Annotated in this window: 18 protein-coding genes; 13 read left to right on the top strand and 5 right to left on the bottom strand. The window is 70.2% G+C overall.

What is annotated here, in order from left to right:
* Nucleotides 1-256: 256 nt before the first annotated feature.
* The 6 genes from ACFKCF_RS12270 (at nucleotide 257) to ACFKCF_RS12245 (ending at nucleotide 7,093) form a co-directional block, all read left to right on the top strand.
* The gene (locus ACFKCF_RS12270; protein WP_394493123.1) at nucleotides 257-1,327 is read left to right on the top strand and encodes a BMP family protein; all 1,071 of its coding nucleotides are present in this window, start codon (nucleotides 257-259) and stop codon (nucleotides 1,325-1,327) included.
* Nucleotides 1,328-1,411: 84 nt separating this feature from the next.
* The gene (locus ACFKCF_RS12265) at nucleotides 1,412-2,998 is read left to right on the top strand and encodes an ABC transporter ATP-binding protein (RefSeq protein ID WP_394493122.1); all 1,587 of its coding nucleotides are present in this window, start codon (nucleotides 1,412-1,414) and stop codon (nucleotides 2,996-2,998) included.
* Nucleotides 2,998-4,140, top strand: a complete 1,143-nt coding sequence (locus ACFKCF_RS12260) for an ABC transporter permease (RefSeq protein ID WP_394493121.1) — start codon at nucleotides 2,998-3,000, stop codon at nucleotides 4,138-4,140. Before ACFKCF_RS12265 ends, ACFKCF_RS12260 begins: the two co-directional genes overlap by 1 nt.
* Nucleotides 4,137-5,417, top strand: coding sequence for an ABC transporter permease (locus tag ACFKCF_RS12255; protein WP_394493120.1), 1,281 nt, complete (start codon nucleotides 4,137-4,139; stop codon nucleotides 5,415-5,417). The genes ACFKCF_RS12260 and ACFKCF_RS12255 overlap by 4 nt, the downstream gene beginning before the upstream one ends.
* Nucleotides 5,414-5,812 (top strand): cytidine deaminase, encoded by a 399-nt coding sequence (locus tag ACFKCF_RS12250; protein ID WP_394493119.1) that lies wholly within the window; start codon nucleotides 5,414-5,416, stop codon nucleotides 5,810-5,812. The genes ACFKCF_RS12255 and ACFKCF_RS12250 overlap by 4 nt, the downstream gene beginning before the upstream one ends.
* Nucleotides 5,813-7,093 carry a thymidine phosphorylase gene (locus ACFKCF_RS12245; RefSeq protein WP_394493118.1) on the top strand — a complete coding sequence of 427 codons (1,281 nt, stop codon included), beginning with the start codon at nucleotides 5,813-5,815 and terminating at the stop codon, nucleotides 7,091-7,093.
* 143 nt (nucleotides 7,094-7,236) lie between these two features.
* On the opposite strand, the gene ACFKCF_RS12240 is transcribed toward ACFKCF_RS12245, so the two are convergent.
* On the bottom strand, nucleotides 7,237-7,623 hold the full coding sequence (locus ACFKCF_RS12240) for a MarR family winged helix-turn-helix transcriptional regulator (RefSeq protein ID WP_394493117.1): 387 nt from the start codon (nucleotides 7,621-7,623) through the stop codon (nucleotides 7,237-7,239).
* Between the two features lie 87 nt (nucleotides 7,624-7,710).
* Between ACFKCF_RS12240 and ACFKCF_RS12235 the strand changes: the two genes are divergently transcribed.
* Nucleotides 7,711-9,117 (top strand): MFS transporter, encoded by a 1,407-nt coding sequence (locus ACFKCF_RS12235; protein WP_394493116.1) that lies wholly within the window; start codon nucleotides 7,711-7,713, stop codon nucleotides 9,115-9,117.
* Nucleotides 9,118-9,163: 46 nt separating this feature from the next.
* Here the strand turns inward: ACFKCF_RS12235 and ACFKCF_RS12230 are convergent, their stop codons facing one another.
* A complete protein-coding gene (locus ACFKCF_RS12230; protein ID WP_394493115.1) occupies nucleotides 9,164-10,903 on the bottom strand; it encodes a hypothetical protein in 1,740 nt (579 codons plus the stop codon).
* 89 nt (nucleotides 10,904-10,992) lie between these two features.
* Between ACFKCF_RS12230 and ACFKCF_RS12225 the strand changes: the two genes are divergently transcribed.
* From ACFKCF_RS12225 to ACFKCF_RS12210, 4 genes are read left to right on the top strand one after another with little or no spacing between them, the layout of a single operon-like run.
* Nucleotides 10,993-11,556 (top strand): hypothetical protein, encoded by a 564-nt coding sequence (locus ACFKCF_RS12225; RefSeq protein ID WP_394493114.1) that lies wholly within the window; start codon nucleotides 10,993-10,995, stop codon nucleotides 11,554-11,556.
* A gap of 4 nt (nucleotides 11,557-11,560) precedes the next feature.
* Nucleotides 11,561-11,911 (top strand): cupin domain-containing protein, encoded by a 351-nt coding sequence (locus tag ACFKCF_RS12220; RefSeq protein ID WP_394493113.1) that lies wholly within the window; start codon nucleotides 11,561-11,563, stop codon nucleotides 11,909-11,911.
* A gap of 32 nt (nucleotides 11,912-11,943) precedes the next feature.
* On the top strand, nucleotides 11,944-13,017 hold the full coding sequence (locus tag ACFKCF_RS12215) for an adenosine deaminase (protein WP_387571245.1): 1,074 nt from the start codon (nucleotides 11,944-11,946) through the stop codon (nucleotides 13,015-13,017).
* Nucleotides 13,014-13,625 carry a PH domain-containing protein gene (locus ACFKCF_RS12210; protein ID WP_394493112.1) on the top strand — a complete coding sequence of 204 codons (612 nt, stop codon included), beginning with the start codon at nucleotides 13,014-13,016 and terminating at the stop codon, nucleotides 13,623-13,625. The genes ACFKCF_RS12215 and ACFKCF_RS12210 overlap by 4 nt, the downstream gene beginning before the upstream one ends.
* Here ACFKCF_RS12210 and ACFKCF_RS12205 read toward each other — a convergent pair.
* The 3 genes from ACFKCF_RS12205 to ACFKCF_RS12195 form a co-directional block, all read right to left on the bottom strand.
* Nucleotides 13,615-14,343 (bottom strand): enoyl-CoA hydratase/isomerase family protein, encoded by a 729-nt coding sequence (locus ACFKCF_RS12205; protein WP_394493111.1) that lies wholly within the window; start codon nucleotides 14,341-14,343, stop codon nucleotides 13,615-13,617. The two genes, ACFKCF_RS12210 and ACFKCF_RS12205, sit on opposite strands and share 11 nt — an antisense overlap.
* A gap of 232 nt (nucleotides 14,344-14,575) precedes the next feature.
* A complete protein-coding gene (locus ACFKCF_RS12200) occupies nucleotides 14,576-16,033 on the bottom strand; it encodes an AMP-binding protein (protein WP_394493110.1) in 1,458 nt (485 codons plus the stop codon).
* A complete protein-coding gene (locus tag ACFKCF_RS12195; RefSeq protein ID WP_394493109.1) occupies nucleotides 15,993-16,691 on the bottom strand; it encodes a TetR/AcrR family transcriptional regulator in 699 nt (232 codons plus the stop codon). Before ACFKCF_RS12195 ends, ACFKCF_RS12200 begins: the two co-directional genes overlap by 41 nt.
* 81 nt (nucleotides 16,692-16,772) lie before the next feature.
* Here ACFKCF_RS12195 and ACFKCF_RS12190 point away from each other — a divergent pair, with 81 nt between their 5' ends.
* Together ACFKCF_RS12190 and ACFKCF_RS12185 are read left to right on the top strand one after the other, a co-directional pair.
* Nucleotides 16,773-17,588: a MerR family transcriptional regulator gene (locus tag ACFKCF_RS12190; protein ID WP_394493108.1), complete on the top strand. Its 816-nt coding sequence runs from the start codon at nucleotides 16,773-16,775 to the stop codon at nucleotides 17,586-17,588.
* Complete coding sequence (locus ACFKCF_RS12185; RefSeq protein ID WP_394493107.1) at nucleotides 17,588-18,502, top strand: sigma-70 family RNA polymerase sigma factor; 915 nt, start codon at nucleotides 17,588-17,590, stop codon at nucleotides 18,500-18,502. The genes ACFKCF_RS12190 and ACFKCF_RS12185 overlap by 1 nt, the downstream gene beginning before the upstream one ends.
* Nucleotides 18,503-18,512 lie beyond the last annotated feature (10 nt).

Here is an 18,512-nt window from a genome sequence, read left to right as displayed (position 1 = left end):
GAATCTCCGTCATGATCCGCGCCGGCACAAGGGGTCAAAGTTGGGCAAAACTTTCCATGTGTCTGGGATTGCGTTGGATTCGTCCTTCAGGTCACGGACGCGAGTGATGTCGATAACGGAGCGGTTGCGACCCTGTGTGCTGGTTTGGTTCGCCCTGGTCAAGCAACTATCTTCCGTGCAGGTGCCGTACGTGCTTCGCGCGTGCGATGAAGTATCGACAGCGGCGAAGACGACGGGGAAAGGGAAGGGAGTCGCCTTGCTCGGCAAGCGATTCAACAGGATGGCGATCGGCTCGGTAGCCGGGGTCATGCTCATGGCAGTTGCCGCCTGTGGCGGCGGTGGCGGGGGCACCACGGCCAGCGAGGCGCCGAGCAGCGCCGGCGCGAGCAGTGAGGCGGCGAAGGGCGCGCTCAAGGTGGGTCTGGCGTTCGACGTCGGCGGCCGGGGCGACAAGTCCTTCAACGACGCGGCCTACGCCGGTCTGGAGAAAGCCAAGACGGACCTCCAGGCGGACATCAAGGAGCTGAGCCCTGCGGCCGACGGCTCCAACCGCGGTGACCTGCTGCGCCAGCTCGCCGACGCGGGTTACAACCCGATCATCGGCGTCGGCTTCGCGTACGGCGACGACATCAAGAAGACGGCGGCCGAGTACCCCGACATCCAGTTCGCGGTGGTCGACTCCGCCTCCAACGGGCCCAACGTGACCGGCCTGCTGTTCGCCGAGGAGCAGGGCTCCTACCTGGCGGGCGTCGCGGCGGCCACCAAGTCCAAGTCCAACCACGTGGGCTTCGTCGGCGGTGTCGAGAACGACCTGATCAAGAAGTTCGAGGCGGGCTTCGTGGCCGGCGTGAAGTCGGTCAAGCCGGACGCCAAGATCGACATCAAGTACCTCACCCCCGACGGTGACTTCTCCGGCTTCAAGGCCCCCGACAAGGGCAAGGTCGCGGCCGAGAAGATGTACCAGGACGGCGCCGACATCGTCTACCACGCCTCCGGCGACTCGGGCCTGGGCGTCTTCCAGGCGGCGGCCGCGGCCAAGAAGAAGGCCATCGGCGTCGACTCCGACCAGCGCCAGACGGTCAAGGAGACCGACCTGCAGAGCGTCATCATGACCTCGATGCTCAAGCGCGTCGACGTCGGCGTGTTCGAGTTCATCAAGGCCTTCCAGGGCGGTGCCAAGGGCGGCTCCAACATCACGTACGACCTCAAGGTCGACGGCGTGGGCCTGTCCACCACCGGCGGCGAGATCGACGACATCAAGGACAAGCTCGACGCGGCCAAGAAGGACATCGTCGACGGCAAAATCACGGTTCCGTCGAAGCCGTAATCGGGGTAGGAGTGACAGCTGAGGGCCCGGAGTCCCCACTTCGGGCCTTCTGTCTATCCCCCGCCCCCCGCTAGGAGAGGCGAAATGAGTGCTGACACCCTGGCCACGGCGAAACCCGCTGTAGAGCTGGAGGGCATCACCAAGCGTTTCCCCGGTGTCGTCGCGAACCACGACATCCGCATCACCGTCGAACCAGGGACGGTGCACGCCATCGTCGGGGAGAACGGCGCGGGCAAGTCAACGCTGATGAAGATCCTGTACGGCATGCAGAAGCCGGACGAGGGCACCATCAGGATCAACGGCGCCGAGGTCAGCTTCCGTACGCCGAGCGACGCCATCGGCGTCGGCATCGGCATGGTCCACCAGCACTTCATGCTGGCCGACAACCTGACCGTGCTGGAGAACATCGTCCTCGGCGCCGAGCCGAAGAAGGCCGGCATGCTCGACACGGCCTCCGCACGCAGGCGCATCACCGAGCTGGCCGAGAGCCACGGCCTGCGGGTCGACCCGGACAAGCTCGTGGAGGACCTCGGCGTCGGCGACCGCCAGCGCGTCGAGATCCTCAAGGTCCTCTACCGGGGCGCGCGCATCCTCATCCTCGACGAGCCGACGGCCGTGCTCGTGCCGCAGGAGGTCGAGGAGCTCTTCCAGAACCTGCGCGAGCTCAAGGCCGACGGCCTGACCGTCATCTTCATCTCCCACAAGCTCGACGAGGTGCTCGGCATCGCCGACGCGATCACCGTGATCCGGCGCGGCACCACGGTCGCGAGCGTGGACCCCCGCGAGGTCACCGCCCGCCAGCTCGCCGAGTTGATGGTCGGCAGCGAGCTGCCCACGCCTGAGACCCGCGAGTCCACGGTCACCGACGCCGTGACGCTGCGGGTCGCCCAGGTCACCATGGAGGCCGACGGTTACCACCCGTCCGCCGACCTGGCCAAGCTGCGCGAAGAAGGCAAGCGGCTGCTCCTCGACGACGTGTCGTTCGAGATCCACCGGGGCGAGATCCTCGGCATCGCCGGCGTCGAGGGCAACGGCCAGTCCGAGCTGATCGAGGCGATCATGGGCATCCGGCCCGCGCACGGCAGCATCGAGCTGGACGGCCAGGACATCAGCCAATGGACCACGCTCAAGCGCAGAGAGTCCGGCATCGGCTACATCCCGGAGGACCGGCACCGCCAAGGCCTGCTGCTGGAGGCCTCGCTGTGGGAGAACCGCGTGCTCGGCCACCAGACCAGGAAGCCCGCCCGCAGCGGCATCTGGATCAACCGGCGGGCCTCGAAGGCCGACACCCAGCGCATCGTCAAGGACTACGACGTCCGCACGCCCAGCGTCGACACGCTGGCCCTGGCCCTGTCGGGCGGCAACCAGCAGAAGCTGATCGTGGGCCGCGAGATGAGCGGCGAGCCGAAGTTCCTCATCGCCGCCCACCCCACCAGAGGCGTGGACGTCGGCGCGCAGGCCGCCATCTGGGACCACCTGCGCAACGCCAGGGCCGCCGGGCTGGCCGTGCTGCTCATCTCCGCCGACCTCGACGAGCTGATCGGCCTGTCCGACACGCTCCGGGTGATCTACCGCGGGCGGCTCGTAGCCGCGCTCGACCCTTCCGACATCACGCCCGAGCGGCTGGGCGGCTACATGACCGGCGCCATCGCCGGCAATGAGGAGACGTGATGCCCGCCGGGCTCAACCGGGCGCTGCTCACCGTGGCGGGCGCCGTCGTCGCCATCGTCCTCGCGATCGCGATCTCCAGCGTGGCGATCGTCGCGGCGGGCGCCAGCCCGCTCGACGCGTTCGCCGCCTTCTTCGACTTCGGCGCCACCCCGCGGGCCGTCTCCAACGGCATCGCGACCTTCCTCAACCGGGCCGTGCCCCTGTTCATCGCCGGTCTCGCGGTGGCCGTCGGCTTCCGCATGAACCTCTTCAACATCGGCGTGGAGGGCCAGTACCGGCTCGCGGCCATCGTCGCCGCGTATGTGGGCTCGACGTTCGAGGCGCCCGCGCCGATCCAGATCGCGGTGATCATCGTGGTCGCCGCGGCCGTCGGCGGCCTCTACGCGCTGATCCCCGCGGTCATGAAGGTGACCAGAGGCGTGAACGAGGTCATCGCCACGATCATGCTGAACTACATCGCGATCAACATCGCGTCCTACCTCGTACGCGGCCCCTTCGCGGGCCAGCGCGCCGCCGGCCAGCTCACCACGACCACTCCGCAGCTGCCCGAGTCGGCGATGTTCCCCAACCTGAACTTCCTGTTCGACGGATTCGGCCTGCTCCCGCCCACGCGCGGCGGCGGCCTGTGGGGCTTCCTGCTCGTGGCGATCGTGCTCGGCGTGGTGATCTGGGTGGTGCTGGAGCGGACCAGATTCGGCTTCAACGTCAAGGCCAGCGGCCTCAACGGCCCGGCCGCGCTCGCCTCCGGCGTGAACCCCAAGAAGATGGTCATCGCGGCGATGGTGCTGTCCGGCGCGATCGCCGGGCTCATCGGCCTGCCCGAGATCCTCGGCGACAAGGGCGCCTTCAACTCCAACTTCACCGCCGGCCTGGGCTTCCTCGGCATCGCGGTGGCGCTGCTCGGCAGGAACAAGCCGGTCGGCATCGCGGTCGCCGCGCTGCTGTTCGCCTTCCTCGACCGGGCGCAGGGCGCGCTGCAGATCGCGAACGTCCCGCCGTCCGTCATCACGATCATCCAGGGCGTCATCGTCCTGCTGGTCGTCGTGGCCAACGAGGTGACGAACCGGCTCGCGCTCAGACTCGAAGAGCGGCGGGCCGCCCAGGAGCTCGGCAGGAAGACCCCGGTTGAGGTGGCAGCATGACCAGGCTTGGCAAGTACCACGTGGCGCTCATCGGAGTCGCCGCGCTCATCCTGCTGATGTCGCTGGTCCGCGTCGTGTCCGGCCAGAACGACATCACCTCGTCCGGCACGTTCGCCGCGGCCCTGATGCTGGCGGTGCCGATCGGCCTGGCCGGCCTCGGCGGCCTGTGGGCCGAGCGGGCCGGCGTGGTCAACATCGGCCTCGAAGGCATGATGGTGCTCGGCACCTGGTTCGCCGGCTGGGCCGGATACCAGTGGGGCGCGGTGGCCGCGCTGCTGGCCGGGCTGCTCGGCGGCGCGCTCGGCGGCCTCATCCACGCCGTCGCCACCGTGACATTCGGTGTCGACCACATCATCAGCGGCGTCGCGATCAACCTGCTCGGCCCCGGCATCACCCGCTTCCTGTCCGAGGTGTTCTACAAGGAGGGCACCCCCGCGGCGGAGGCGGGCGCGGGCATCACCAGCTCGCCCGCGATCATCTCGCCCGCGCCGGAGCCCAGCCTGCCGCTGCTCTCCGACGGGCCCGACCTCCTGGGCAAGCTGGAAGGGACCCACTGGTTCCTCCTCTCGGACCTCGCCGGCATCCTGCGCGGGCTCACGCACGAAGTGAACGTGCTGGTCATCCTGGCGGTCCTGCTGCTGCCCGTGACGTACTTCGTGCTCTGGCACACCGCGTTCGGGCTGCGCCTGCGCTCGGCGGGCGAGAACCCGTGGGCGGCCGAGTCGCTGGGCGTGAACGTCTACCGGATCAAGTACATCGCGGTCGTCATCTCCGGTGCCTTCGCCGGGCTCGGTGGCGTGTTCCTGGTCTTCGTCTCCACCAAGTACGTCGAGGGCCAGACGCAAGGGCGCGGCTTCATCGGCCTGGCCGCCATGATCTTCGGCAACTGGCGCCCCGGCGGGCTCGCCATCGGCGCCTCGCTGTTCGGCTACGCCGACGGTCTGCAGCTGCGCAGCACCGGGGCGATCACCTCGTTCCTCCTGTTCGGCGCCGTGCTGCTGCTCATCTACCTGATCATGAGGGTCCGCCGGATGCTGTCGCCCGACCGGCCCGCCGAGCTCGCGGCCGGCAGTGCCAGGGAATATACGCTGATGGCGGCCGCCGCCGCGGGCATGGTCGTGCTCTTCTGGCTCTGGCTGACCGTCGACCAGCTGCCGAACGAGTTCGTCTACATCACACCACACGTGCTCACGCTGCTCGTGCTCCTGGTGGCTTCGCAGCGACTGCGAATGCCCAAGGCCGACGGCGTGCGCTACCGCCGGGGAGAACAACATTGAGCACCATCGACTGGGACGGCCTGCGGTTCGAGGCCGCGGAGGCCATGCGGAACGCGTACGCGCCGTACTCGAAGTTTCCCGTGGGAGCGGCGGCCCTGGTCGACGACGGGCGGGTCGTCACCGGCTGCAACGTCGAGAACGCCTCCTACGGCCTGGGCCTGTGCGCCGAGTGCGGCCTGGTGTCGGCGCTGCAGGCGTCGGGCGGCGGCCGGCTGGTGGCCTTCACCTGCGTGGACGGGCACGGTGAGCTGCTGATGCCGTGCGGGCGCTGCCGTCAGGTGCTGTACGAGTTCGGCGGCGAGGACCTGCTGGTCGAGACCGTGGACGGGCCGAAGCGGATGGCGGAGATCCTGCCGTACGCGTTCGGCCCCCAGGATCTCAGCCGGAGCGCCTGAATGGACGCGATCGAGGTCATCCGCGCCAAGCGGGACGGTGGCGAGCTGACCACGGCCCAGATCGACTGGGTGATCGACTCCTACACGCGCGGCGGCGTGGCCGACGAGCAGATGTCCGCGCTGGCCATGGCCATCCTGCTGAACGGCATGAACCGCCGCGAGATCGCCGACTGGACCCAGGCCATGATCCGCTCGGGCGAGCGCATGGACTGGTCCGCGCTCGACCGGCCCACCGCCGACAAGCACTCGACCGGCGGCGTGGGCGACAAGATCACGCTGCCGCTGGCTCCCCTGGTGGCGGCGTGCGGGGCGTACGTGCCGCAGCTCTCGGGGCGCGGGCTCGGGCACACCGGCGGCACGCTCGACAAGCTCGAGTCGATCCCCGGCTGGCGGGCCTCGCTCTCCAACGACGAGATGCTGCAGGTCCTGCGCTCGGCGGGCGCGGTCGTGTGCGCGGCCGGGTCGGGGCTGGCACCCGCCGACAAGAAGCTGTACGCGCTGCGCGACGTCACCGGCACCGTCGAGTCGATCCCGCTGATCGCCTCGTCGATCATGTCCAAGAAGATCGCCGAGGGCACCGGCTCGCTCGTCCTCGACGTGAAGGTGGGCTCCGGGGCGTTCATGAAGACGCCTTCGGCGGCTCGCGAACTGGCCGAGACCATGGTCGCCCTGGGGACGGACGCCGGGGTGCGCACGGTGGCGCTGCTCACCGCGATGGACCGGCCCCTGGGCCTGGCCGTGGGGAACGCGCTGGAGGTCGCGGAGTCGGTCGAGGTGCTCGCCGGCGGCGGCCCCGCCGATGTGGTGGAGCTGACGGTACGGCTGGCGCGCGAGATGCTGGAGGCGGCCGGGGTGTCGTCCGGCAAGGACCCCGCGAAGGCCCTCGCCGACGGGTCGGCCATGGACGCGTGGCGGCGGATGATCGTGGCGCAGGGCGGCGATCCGGACGCCCTGCTTCCCCGGGCGGCCGAGACCCTGACCGTGGAGGCGCCCTCATCCGGGGTGCTGAACCGGCTGGACGCGTACGCCGTGGGCCTGGCCGCCTGGCGCCTGGGCGCCGGCCGGGCGCGCAAGGAGGACCCGGTGTCGTTCGGGGCCGGGATCACCCTGCACGCCAAGCCTGGGGACCTGGTGCGGGCGGGGCAGCCGCTGATGACGCTGCACGCCGATGAGACGGCTCGGTTCGAGCGCGCTCTGGAGGCGCTGGAGGGCGGCTACGCGGTGGGCTCGGCGAGTGAGGAACACCTGCCCCTGGTCATCGACCGCATCACCGCACCCTGACACTCCGCCCCCGAGGAACGCCTCGCCGACCGGGCCGTCTCGCCGCATCCCCCCTCTCACCCCAAAGGACACCAGCCACGCTCGGCGGGGCCGTTGCGGGTGGGGGTCTTCGGGAAGGGGCGCTGCGGCTAGGCGCGGGGGTGTCAGCGGGCGAGGGCCGGGGCGTCGGCGAAGATTTCCGAGAGGACGGCGCGCTGCGTCGGGAGCGCCTCGGCGTGGCGGGCGCGTCCCTCGTCCGTGATGCACACGAACACCCCCCGCCGGTCCGCGTCGCAGACCCCGCGCGACACGAGCGCGGCCTTCTCCAGGCGGGCCACCACCCGGGACAGGGCGCTCTGGCTCAGGTGGACCTCGTCGCAGAGCTCCTGGATGCGCAGCTTCCGATCATGATGGACGATCCGGTCGAGCACCTCGAACTCGCTGGGCCCCAGCCCATGCCGATCCCCCAGCTCGCGCTCCAGGGCGCACATGGCCTTGGCGTGCTTGGCCAGGACGTAATGCCAGGTGTCGACCACGAACTCCTCGTCCATGTCGCGGAGGTTACCACTTCGCTAAAACTTATGCAACGGCATTAAATGCGTTTGCATTAGATGCAACCGCATGTATTGTTCTGTCCCATGTCCTCTTCCTCATCCCGCTGGGGCGCGCTTGCCGTGCTCTGCGCAGTGATCTTCCTTGACGCCCTTGACGTCTCGATGGTCGGTGTCGCCCTGCCTGCCATTCAGCATGATCTGGGCCTGAGTACCTCATCTCTGCAGTGGGTGGTCAGCGGCTACGTGCTCGGCTACGGCGGTCTTCTGTTGCTCGGGGGCAGGACCGCCGACCTGCTCGGGCGGCGCAGGGTGTTCCTGGTCGCTTTGGGTGTCTTCGCCGTGGCGTCGTTGCTCGGTGGCATTGTGGACGACGGCGGGCTGTTGATCGCGGCCCGGTTCGTCAAGGGTGTGGCCGCCGCGTTCACCGCCCCCGCGGCCTTGTCGATCATCACGACGACTTTCCCGGAGGGGCCCGAGCGCAACAGGGCGTTGAGCATCTTCACCGCCTGCGGCGCCAGTGGCTACTCGCTCGGCCTTGTGATGTCCGGCCTGCTCACCGAGATCGGCTGGCGCTGGACGCTGCTGATGCCGGTCCCCGTGGCGATCATCGCCCTGCTGATCGCGCCGAAGGTGCTGCGCGGCCGTGACGAGCGGGCCGAAGGCGGTCACGACCTGCTCGGTGCCGTGCTGATCACCGCGTCCATGCTGCTGCTGGTGTTCACGGTCGTGCAGGCGCCCGAGGCCGGCTGGGCCTCGCTGCAGACCATCGGCTCGCTGGTGGCGGTGGCCGTCCTGCTCGGCCTGTTCGTCTTCGCCGAGCTGCGGATGCGGCACCCGCTGGTGCGCCTCGGCATCCTGCGCTCCGGTCACATCGTCCGCGCCAACCTGGGGCTGCTCATCCTCATGGGCTCGTACGTCGCCTTCCAGTTCGTGGCGATGCAGTACTTCCAGAACCTCCTCGGCTGGTCGGCCCTGGGCACCGCCCTGGCGTTCCTGCCCGCCGGCCTGCTGGTCGCGCTCACCTCGACCAAGATGGGCGACTTCGCCGACAGGTTCGGCACCGGCAAGCTGATCGTCATCGGCTCCGCCGCGCTGGCCGGCGGGTACGCGATGTTCCTCGGCATCGACCGCGACCCCAGCCTGGGCGGCATGGTCATCCCGGGCATGCTCCTGATGGGCATCGCGTTCGCGCTGTCCTTCCCCTCGCTGAACATCCAGGCCACCACCGGCGTGGACGACGACGAGCAGGGGCTGGCCTCCGGGCTGCTCAACACCTCCGGCCAGGTGGGCGGCGCGATCGTGCTGGCCGTGGTCACCGCCGTGCTCACCTCGGGCGGCGGTGAGACGCTCTCGATCGGCTCGCTGCGCTCGGCGATCGTGGTCTCGCTGGTGCTGGCCCTGGTCGGGCTGGCGATCTCGGCGACCGGGCTGCGCGCCCGCAAGGCGCAGGCCGTCGAGAGCGAGAACGTCAAGGTCTACGAGACCGTCTGACCAGCGTTGTTCACAGAAGGGCCCTGCCTCGGCGGGGCCCTTCTCGTCATTCCAGCGCGCCGAGCGGGAAGTCGTAGCCGACCTCCTCCTCTTCCCCGTAGCCCGCGCTCTTGCCCGACCGGACGTCGACCCTGGTCAGGTAGGCGTCCTCGTCGTCCTCGTCGGGCTGTCGTACGAGAACCTCGTCGGCGCTGAGCCAGCGCTCGACCGCGATCACCCCGTAGTCGTCGAGTGCCGCGCGGGAGCCGGAGACGCGGCCGGTGCGCGCGTTCATGGTGACGAGCCGCTCGTCCGCCGACACCAGGGCCAGCGTGCGGCCGTCCGGGGAGAGGGCGGCGCCGTGCCCGAACAGGCCGGGGTCGATGCGGTAGCCGCCCGTGCGGCGCTTCGCGCCCTGGACCGTGAGGGTGGCGACCGACGCGTGGCCCGGTACGTCGTTCACGTCCACCTCGTCGCTGACCACCCACGTGCCGTTGTCCCCCACGGCCAGGATCTTGATCTTGGTTCCGCTGACGTGCTGGGTCGCGCCGGTGTCGAAGTCGAGCATCGCGCCGTCGGCGGCGCCGAAGTCGAGGGCGAAGTACCGGCCGTCGGGCGAGGAGGTGAGGTGCGAGGGCGTCTCCGCGTGCTCGATGCCGATCTTCTTGACGACGCCCGTCGGCAGGTCGTGCACGACGTACGAGCCGTCGAGATGCCGGTAGGCCAGGCGGTGGCCGTCCTGGCTGATGGCGAGGGGCAGGGGGACGAGCGTCTCCTCGTCGTAGCCGGCCCGCGCGGTGTGCAGCCGCCATTCCTTGCCCGCCAGGGTCATCAGCCGCCACTGGCCGCAGGGCCGCGGGTCACCGGGGTCGGACGAGACGTCCTCGCAGTAGTCCGTGTACGCGTACCGGATGGGGTCGCTCAGCTTGTCCGGCAGCGCCATCGGGACCTCGTCCGGCGGCGTGAGGGCGGCGCTGCTGTCACCGGCCGCCCTCTCCAGGCTGCCCGCCAGGCTGCTCACGGCGATCACGGCCAGGGCCGCGAACGCGCCGACCGCCCCCGCCGACGCGGCCGCCCACAGGGTGAGGCGGGTCCTGCGCCGCCTGCCGATGCGGGTCAGGACGAGCTCGGAGAGGTTGGTGTGCGGCATGCCGGCTGCGATGCGGATCAGGGCGGCACGCAGGCCGGGCTCGTCGGTGTCCGCCCCCTGGACCGGGGCCGTCTCCGCCGCGTCATCCGGCTCGGGGGCGGCCCACGGCGTCTCCTGCGCGTCACCGCCATCCGGATCGGGGGCGGTCCACGGCGTCTCCTGCGCGTCACCGCCATCCGGATCGGGGGCGGTCCGCGGCGTCTCCTGCGCGTCGCCGTCCTGCTCCGGGGGATCCGGCGTTTCGTCGCGGGTGAAGAGCTCGGGGTGCGCGTCCCGGAGGTGGGCGAGGGCCTGGTGCGTCTCCTCGTCCAGGGCGGCGGTCCACAGGCCCGTCACCATGGCCACCTGCTCCGGCGGCAGCGCGTCGTGGTAGCGCGCCACGAGCACGGCCCGGGCCGTGGGCGGCAGCGTGGCCAGCGGGTGCTCCTCGGGTGAGGGAGGCGGCGCGGCGGCCAGGAAGCGCGCGTACAGCTCCCGCAGCACCCCCACGGCCGGCCGGCCCCAGCGGATGGCGGACCAGCGGCGACACGCCGTGACCAGCGCCTCGACCGCCAGCTCGCGGGCCCGGTCCGCGTCACCCGTCAGCAGGTACGCGGTCCGCGCGAACGACGGCGAGTAGTTGGCCAGAAAGATCGATAAATCGCCAGACTTTTTCACGTATATAACTCCTCGTGGGGTGATCAGGGTACTCGGCAGGGCAGGAAGCCCGGTCGCATGCGGGACCGCAGGCCGGGCATCTTGGAGGTATGCGCCCGTCCGGCTCCCGTGTTCTCGCTCCGCTCGCCTGCCTGGCCCTGCTCACCGCCTGCGGCCAGGTCACCCAGACCGCCGTGCCGGAGCAGCCGGCCGCCACCCGGACGGACCGGCCAGGGCCCGACACGCCGACGAGCACGGCCGAGGTGGACGTCCAGCGCGACGGGATCGAGCCCGCCGTCGTCACGGCCGTCCGGTTCGCCGGTCATGACACCTACGACCGCCTGGTCATCGATCTCAAGGGCAAGGTTCCCGGCTACGGCGTCCAGTGGGTGGACGAATTTGTCGAGGACGGCTCGGGCAAGCCCATGGACGTGAGCGGCGGCGCGTACCTGCAGGTCACGCTCTTCCCGGCGAACGCCCACGACGCGGACGGCAAGCCCACCTGGAACGGCGGTCCCGTGTTCCGCACCGGCCTGCTCAACCTCACCGACGTCGTCAGGACCGGCGACTTCGAGGGCCGCGTCGGCATCGGCCTGGTGCTGGCCAGGAAGGCCGCGTTCCAGGTCAAGGAGCAGGGCGGTCCCAGCCGCCTGATCATCGACGTGGCACACTGACGTCGTGGTGAGAAAGATCGAGGGCCCGGCCCGCATACCCGTACCCGGCGGCAAGCTCATCGACGAGCACATCGGCCGCGTCAGCAGCGGCGACGACGGGATCTCCATAGCGCACATGACCGCCCCGCCCGGCTGGGAGGAGCCGCCTCAGCGGCCGCAGTTCACCGAGTACACGGTGGTGCTGCGCGGCCTGGTGATGGTGGAGCACGCCGAGGGCACGACGGAGGTCGCGGCCGGGCAGTCGGTGGTGACCTCGCCGGGGGAGAAGGTCCGTTACAGCGCAGGTCCCGAGGGCGCCGAGTACATCGCGGTGTGCCTGCCGGCCTTCTCCGCGGAGAGCGCAGGGCGTGACTGAACCGTACGCGAGGGACGCCCTATCATGGCCAGATGAGTCCCACGCTTGACGAGATCCGGCGGGCTCCCAAGGTGCTGCTGCACGATCACCTCGACGGCGGGCTCCGCGCCGAGACGATCGTCGAGCTGGCCAGGGAGACCGGCTACGATCGGCTGCCCACTGACGATCCCGACCGCCTGCGCCACTGGTTCGAGGAGGCGGCCGACTCCGGCTCGCTCGAGCGCTACCTGGAGACGTTCGCCCACACCGTGGGGGTCATGCAGACGCGCGAGTCGCTCGTCCGTGTGGCCGCCGAGTGCGCTCAGGACCTCGCGGACGACGGCGTGGTCTACGCCGAGGTGCGCTACGCGCCCGAGCAGCACACCACGCGCGGGCTGAGCCTCGACCAGGTGGTCGAGGCGGTGCTCGAAGGGTTCAGGCAGGGCTCGGAGGGGCGCGGCATCCGGGTCGGCACGCTGCTGACGGCCATGCGGCACCAGGCGCGGTCCATGGAGATCGCCGAGCTGGCCGTGCGCTACCGCGACGTGGGCGTGGTGGGGTTCGACATCGCGGGGGCCGAGGCGGGCTACCCGCCCACGCGGCATCTCGACGCGTTCGAATACCTCCAGCGGGAGAACGCCCACTTCACCATCCACGCGGGCGAGGCGTTCGGGCTGCCGTCGATCTGGCAGGCGATCCAGTGGTGCGGCGCCGACCGGCTCGGCCACGGCGTACGGATCATCGACGACATCTCCGTGGCCGAGGACGGCTCCGCCAAGCTGGGACGGCTGGCCGCGTACGTGCGTGACAAGCGCATCCCGCTGGAGATGTGCCCCACCTCCAACCTGCAGACCGGGGCCGCCCCGTCGATCGCCCAGCACCCCATCGGGCTGCTGCGGCGGCTGCACTTCAGGGTCACGGTCAACACCGACAACCGGCTGATGAGCTCGACGAGCGTGTCGCAGGAGTTCGCCAAGCTGGTGGAGGCGTTCGGCTACGGCTGGGACGACCTGCAGTGGTTCACGGTCAACGCGATGAAGTCGGCGTTCCTCCCGTTCGACGAGCGGCTGGCACTGATCAACGGCGTCATCAAGCCGGGGTTCGCGCAGCTCAAGTGGCAGCCGTGAAACAGACCTACCGGTCCAAGACCGCGTTCGTGCTCGCCTGGGTGTGGCTGGCCTTCGTCGCGTTCAACGTCTGGGACCTGATCGCCCACTACACCGGCAAGTCGTCGCTGGTGGCGCTGGCCGTGCTCGGCGCGCTGACCGCGCTGGTCTACGTGATCGCGATGCGCCCCGCCACCGTGTTCACGGAGGCGGGGCTGATCGGGCGCAACCCGCTGCGCACGACGTTCCTGCCGTGGGCCTCGGTCGAGGACGTGACGGTGTCCCACTCGATCAACGTCCAGTACGGCGACGAGCGCGTGCTGCGGCTGTGGACGCCGATGAGCAGCGCGCGCGAGCGGGCCAAGGCGCAGCGGCGCGGAGCGCCCAGGCAGCAGCGTGGGCGCTTCAGCACCGAGCCCACGCTGTCGAAGGCCGAGCAGGCGGCCGTGGAGGCGTTCGCGGGCAAGACGCACGCCGACTGGGTGGGCGACCAGATCCGCGACCGCGCCGAGTCGGCCAGGCACCGTGCGGACGAGGCGGCGCCGGCCCGGGTCACGTGGTCCTACGACTCCATCGCGGTGCTGGTGGCGGCGGTGGTCCTGCTGGTTGTGGCGATCGTCATCGCCTAGCCCGGTTGACGAAGCGCGACATGCCCTCATGGGCGATGCCCGACTCCTCCACCTGCCTGGCGGCCTCCGTCTCCCTCGCGAAGGCGCGCTCGACCTCGTCCAGGGACGGCCGCAGGAGCGCCAGGTGGACCGCCGTGGCCGTGCCCGGCCGTGTCCAGTGGCGTACGCGTTCGATCGCCGCCTCCAGCAGCCGCTCCGCCGGGACGATCTCGTCCAGCAGGCCCGTGGCCAGGGCCTGCTCGGCGGTCATCCGGGTCGAGTCGAGCACCATCTTCAGCGCCCTGGCGCCCACCAGGCGGGGGAGCAGGTAGCTGGAGGCGTTCGAGACGGATAGGCCGATGTGGTTCTCCGGCAGGAAGTACTCGGTCGCCGGGGTGCCGATGCGGGTGTCGAAGCACAGCGTCCACTCGGCGGCCCCGCCCACGGCCAGGCCGTTGACCGCCGCCACGACCGGGACCCGCGTCTCCAGCACCGCCCTGGTCATGTCGTGGAAGAGCTCCACCTCCTCGACCAGCGACTTTCCGGCGGCCTCGTGGATGTCCTCTCCCGCCGAGAACGCCCGGCCGGTGCCGGTGACCACGACGCCCCTGCCGTCCTTGCCGCACGCGCGGATCGCGGCCGCCAGGTCGCGGCGCATGCCCGCGGTGAGGGCGTTGAGCTTCTCCGGGCGGGCGAGCGTGACGATGGCCACCTCGTCGCGTTCGGTCACTTCGATCATGATCTCTCCTTGGGTCTGCGAGGGAGCGCCGCCGCCTGGACTGAGGAGCGGCGGGAGCGTAGCGACCAGAGGGACGAGGGAAGGTGGCGGCTCCTCGGCGACCGAGCCGGCCTCACGGGGTGAGGCCCGTGAACGCTGCGAGGGAGCGCCGCCGCCTGGACTGAGGAGCGGCGGGAGCGTAGCGACCAGAGGGACGAGGGAAGGTGGCGGCTCCTCGGCGACCGAGCCGGCCTCACGGGGTGAGGCCCGTGAACACCGCGGGGGCTGCGCGCTGGTCCCGTCCGGGATCGAGCAGGTGGCGCTTCTCGATGCGGGACGACGGGGTGAGCGTGAACTCCGCCACGAACTCCACGTACTCCGGGATCTTGAAGCGGGCCAGCCGCTCCCTGGCATGGCCGATGATGCTCCCGGCCGTCTCGGCGTCGGGGGCGTGCCCCGGGCGGAGCTGGATGAACGCCTTGGGCAGCTCGCCGAACAGGTCGTCGGGGATGGGCACCAGGGCGGCCTGGAGTACCGCGGGGTGCTGGGTGAGCACGCCCTCCACCTCGGCGCACGAGATGTTCTCGCCGCCCCTGCGCACCATGTCCTTCAATCGCCCGGCATGGTGGAGGTATCCGTGCTCGTCGCGGAAGCCGAGGTCGCCCGTGTGGTACCAGCCTCCCCTGAACGCGTGGGCGGTGGCCTCCGGATGGTTCCAGTAGCCGTTCATCATGGGCGTGCCCCTGACCAGGATCTCGCCGGTCTCCTCGTCCAGCGTGACCTCCTTGCCCGGGTACGGGAGCCCCATGGCGCCGGTGCCGACCGTCTCCACGGCGTCGATGGGCACCCCCAGGTCGGGACCGCTCTCCGTGGAGCCGTACAGCTCGCGCCACGGCGCGCCCCAGCGCTCCTCGAACGCCTGGTGCAGGTCCGGCCGGATGCCCGAGCAGAGCACGAGGCGCATCCGGTTGTCGCGGTCGTGGGGGTGGGGCGGCTGCTTGTGCAGGAGGAGGGGCATCGAGCCGAGTACGTACGTGAGCGTCGCCCCGTGTTCCCGGGCCGAGGCCCAGAAGCCGGAGGCGGAGAAGCGGGGGAGCACGACGAGGGGGATGCCGCCGACGAGGCAGAAGAGGGTGGCCCACTGCGGATCCATGTACGAGTACGGCTGGGCGATCAGCATGACGTCGTCGTCGCGCAGGCGGGCCTGCTCGGCGATCAGCCGGGCGGTCCTGAGCCAGTAGTCGTGGGTGAGCATGCAGGCCTTGGGGAAGCCGGTGGTCCCCGACGTGTACTGAAAATTCGCGATTTCGTGGGTCAAAGCCGGGCGCTGGTCACGGGACTCCGCGTCGAGGACGTAGACCGTACCCGGGATGTGCGGGGCGTGTTGCTCGGTGGTCAGGGTGGCCACGGCGCCCGAGTCGCGCAGGACGTGCTCCAGGTCGGCGGCCCGGTAGCGGACGTTCACCGGCACGGTGACCGCGCCCGCCTTGAGCACCGCCAGCCAGCTCAGCGGCCAGTCGGGAATGTTGTCCATCATGATCGCCACTCGGTCGCCCGGGCGGACGCCCTTGTCGATCAGGGCGGCGGCCAGGCCGTCGGACCGGGCGTCGGCGTCGGCGAAGGTGAGCGAGGTGTCGGGGAAGCGGAGGAACTCGCGCGTGCCGTACGTGCTAGCGGCGTGCCTCATCAGGTCGGGGATCGTTGCGTGCATCCGGCGGCTCCCACGGGAAGTCGGGCAGCAGGGAGAGGTCGAGGGTGGCCTCGGCCGGGGCGGGCGCGCGGACGGCGGCCAGGCCGATCGTGACGAACTCGGCGCACACCTGCTCCAGCGTGGAGTCCCCGTCGGGGCGGTACCACTCGCTGGTGCCGGTGCACATGGACATCAGGGCGAGGCGGGTCAGCTTCTGGTCGGCGACGCGGAACACGCTCTGGGCGACGCCGTCCGCGAGGGCGTCCTTCCAGTGGGCCTCGTACGCGTCGCGCAGGGCGATGATCTCGTCGTGGGCGGCGGAGCCCGGAGTGAGGGAGCGCAGTTCGCCGTCCATGACGCGGCTGGTCATGGGGCTGAGCGCGTGGACGGAGGTGAGGGAGCCGATCAGCAGGGCGAGGCGGTCGGTGGGGCTGCGGACACTCTCCAGCATGCGTTCCGTGGCGTCGATCAGCCCTTGCTGGGCGACGCGCATGAGGTCGGCGAGCAGGGATTCCTTGCTCGTCACGTGGTGATATATCCCGGCGTTTGTCATGTTGACCGCTTTGGCCAGGTCGCGAATGCTCGTGGCCGCGTAACCCCGCCGGGCGAACAGCAGGACCGCCGCCGTCCTGATCCGCCGGTTGGCATCCTCGGTCCTACCGAACGTTCGGTCGTCCATGGCAGGAAAAATACCCCATGCTTCCCAAAATCGCCATAGGTTGACCCTGACACCGTGTCAGGCCCTACACCTGGAGCCGTCATGTTCAGCATCGGAGATTTCGCCAGGCTCGGGCTGGTCTCGGTACGCATGCTGCGTCACTACGACGCCATCGGCCTGCTGCGCCCCGCGCACGTGGACCCCGTCACCGGCTACCGGTCCTACCAGGCCGCGCAGCTGTCCCGGCTCAACCGCATCGTCGCGATCAAGGACCTCGGCTTCACGCTGGAGCAGGTCAGCGCCATCCTCGACGAGAAGGTGAGCACGGAGGAACTGCACGGCATGGTACGGCTGCGCCGCGCCCAGCTCGAAGCCCAGATCAGCGCCGACCTGGCCAGGCTCCGAGGCGTCGAGACGCGATTGCGCACGATCGAGACCGAGGGGTACATGAGGACGGCCGAGGTCATGCTCAAGAGAGTGGGCCCGGTCCGGGTCGCCGAGCTCAGCGCCAGGGCGGCCAGCTACGAGGGGGAGGACATCGGCCCGGTCATCAAGCCGCTGTTCCAGGAGACCTGCCGCCGGGTGGAGGCCGCCGGAGTGAGTATCGTGGCCCCTGCCCTGGCCTATTACGTGCCGGACGACGACGGCTCCGTCATGGTGCACACGTGCCTGCCGGTCGCCGTCCCGCCCGGCCCCTACGACTTCGAGATCGTCGACCTGCCTCCCATCGAGACCGCGGCCGCGATCATCCACGAGGGACCGATGGAGGCGGTGGGGCCGACGTTCCAGACGCTGGCCCACTGGATCGAGGAGAACGGCTACCGCTCCCTGGGCCTGGCCAGGGAGATCTCTCTGCACTGCCCCGAGAACCTCGACGAATGGGTCACCGAGCTCCAGATCGAGGTGACGCCGGCATAGTGGACACGACGGAGCTCGAACGGCATCGGGCCGAGCTGACGGGCTACTGCTACCGCATGCTCGGCTCGGGGTTCGAGGCCGAGGACGCGGTGCAGGAGGCGTTCGTCAGAGCGTGGCGTACGTACGACGCCGCGCGCGGGCCGCTGCGCGCCTGGCTCTTCCACCTCGCCACGAACATCTGCCTCGACATGCTGCGGGGCCCGCAGCGCCGCGCCCGCGCCATGGACCTGACCCCGGCCGCCACCCCGGGCACCGACCTCGGCGCGCCGCTCCCTCCCGAACGCTGGATCCACCCCATCCCGGACAGCCGGCTCAGCCCCGAGGAACTGGCGGTCGCGAGGGAGACCGTCCGGCTGGCCTTCGTGGCGGTTCTGCAGCACCTCCCACCCCGGCAGCGGGCCGTGCTCATCCTCCGCGACGTCCTGAAGTGGACCGCCGCCGAGACCGCCACCCTCCTGTCCACCACGGTCACGTCCGTCAACAGCACCTTGCAGCGGGCGTACGCCCGCCTCCCCACCATGGAGCCCGCCGACCGCCAGGTGGAGGACGAGAAACTGCTCGCCCGCTACGTCGAGGCCTTCGAGCGTTACGACGTGGACGCCCTGGTGTCGCTCCTGACCGAGGACGCGACGATGTCGATGCCGCCGTTCACGTGGTGGTTGCGCGGGCGCGAGCACATCCGGGCGGTCCTGCTCGCCTCCGGAGCACCGTGCGCCGGTGCCCACCTCGTGCCCACGCGCGCCAACGGCTCCCCGGCCTTCGGGCAGTACGTGGACGGCCAGGCCTTCGCCCTGGTCATCCTGGACGTCGCGGACGGTCGCATAGCGGGCGCGACCACCTACCTGGACCCTGGCCTGTTCCCTTTCTTCGACCTGCCGATGAGTTTCGACCCCGCGCTCCGTACAGAAGGATGAAGGAGGAACA

The sequence above is a fragment of the Nonomuraea sp. JJY05 genome, assembly GCF_043496855.1.
Lineage (GTDB): Bacteria > Actinomycetota > Actinomycetes > Streptosporangiales > Streptosporangiaceae > Nonomuraea.
The sequence above is the reverse complement of the archived record's forward strand: the minus strand, read 5'-3'. Positions and strand labels throughout refer to the sequence as shown.

What these genes read in the sequence shown, in the direction of transcription:
- ACFKCF_RS12265 (WP_394493122.1), top strand. Translation starts at nt 1,412, where the DNA reads ATGAGTGCTGACACCCTGGCCACGGCGAAACCCGCTGTAGAGCTGGAG.
- ACFKCF_RS12260 (WP_394493121.1), top strand. Translation starts at nt 2,998, where the DNA reads ATGCCCGCCGGGCTCAACCGGGCGCTGCTCACCGTGGCGGGCGCCGTC.
- ACFKCF_RS12255 (WP_394493120.1), top strand. Translation starts at nt 4,137, where the DNA reads ATGACCAGGCTTGGCAAGTACCACGTGGCGCTCATCGGAGTCGCCGCG.
- ACFKCF_RS12245 (WP_394493118.1), top strand. Translation starts at nt 5,813, where the DNA reads ATGGACGCGATCGAGGTCATCCGCGCCAAGCGGGACGGTGGCGAGCTG.
- ACFKCF_RS12240 (WP_394493117.1), bottom strand. Translation starts at nt 7,623, where the DNA reads ATGGACGAGGAGTTCGTGGTCGACACCTGGCATTACGTCCTGGCCAAG.
- ACFKCF_RS12235 (WP_394493116.1), top strand. Translation starts at nt 7,711, where the DNA reads ATGTCCTCTTCCTCATCCCGCTGGGGCGCGCTTGCCGTGCTCTGCGCA.
- ACFKCF_RS12225 (WP_394493114.1), top strand. Translation starts at nt 10,993, where the DNA reads ATGCGCCCGTCCGGCTCCCGTGTTCTCGCTCCGCTCGCCTGCCTGGCC.
- ACFKCF_RS12215 (WP_387571245.1), top strand. Translation starts at nt 11,944, where the DNA reads ATGAGTCCCACGCTTGACGAGATCCGGCGGGCTCCCAAGGTGCTGCTG.
- ACFKCF_RS12205 (WP_394493111.1), bottom strand. Translation starts at nt 14,343, where the DNA reads ATGATCGAAGTGACCGAACGCGACGAGGTGGCCATCGTCACGCTCGCC.
- ACFKCF_RS12200 (WP_394493110.1), bottom strand. Translation starts at nt 16,033, where the DNA reads ATGCACGCAACGATCCCCGACCTGATGAGGCACGCCGCTAGCACGTAC.
- ACFKCF_RS12195 (WP_394493109.1), bottom strand. Translation starts at nt 16,691, where the DNA reads ATGGACGACCGAACGTTCGGTAGGACCGAGGATGCCAACCGGCGGATC.
- ACFKCF_RS12190 (WP_394493108.1), top strand. Translation starts at nt 16,773, where the DNA reads ATGTTCAGCATCGGAGATTTCGCCAGGCTCGGGCTGGTCTCGGTACGC.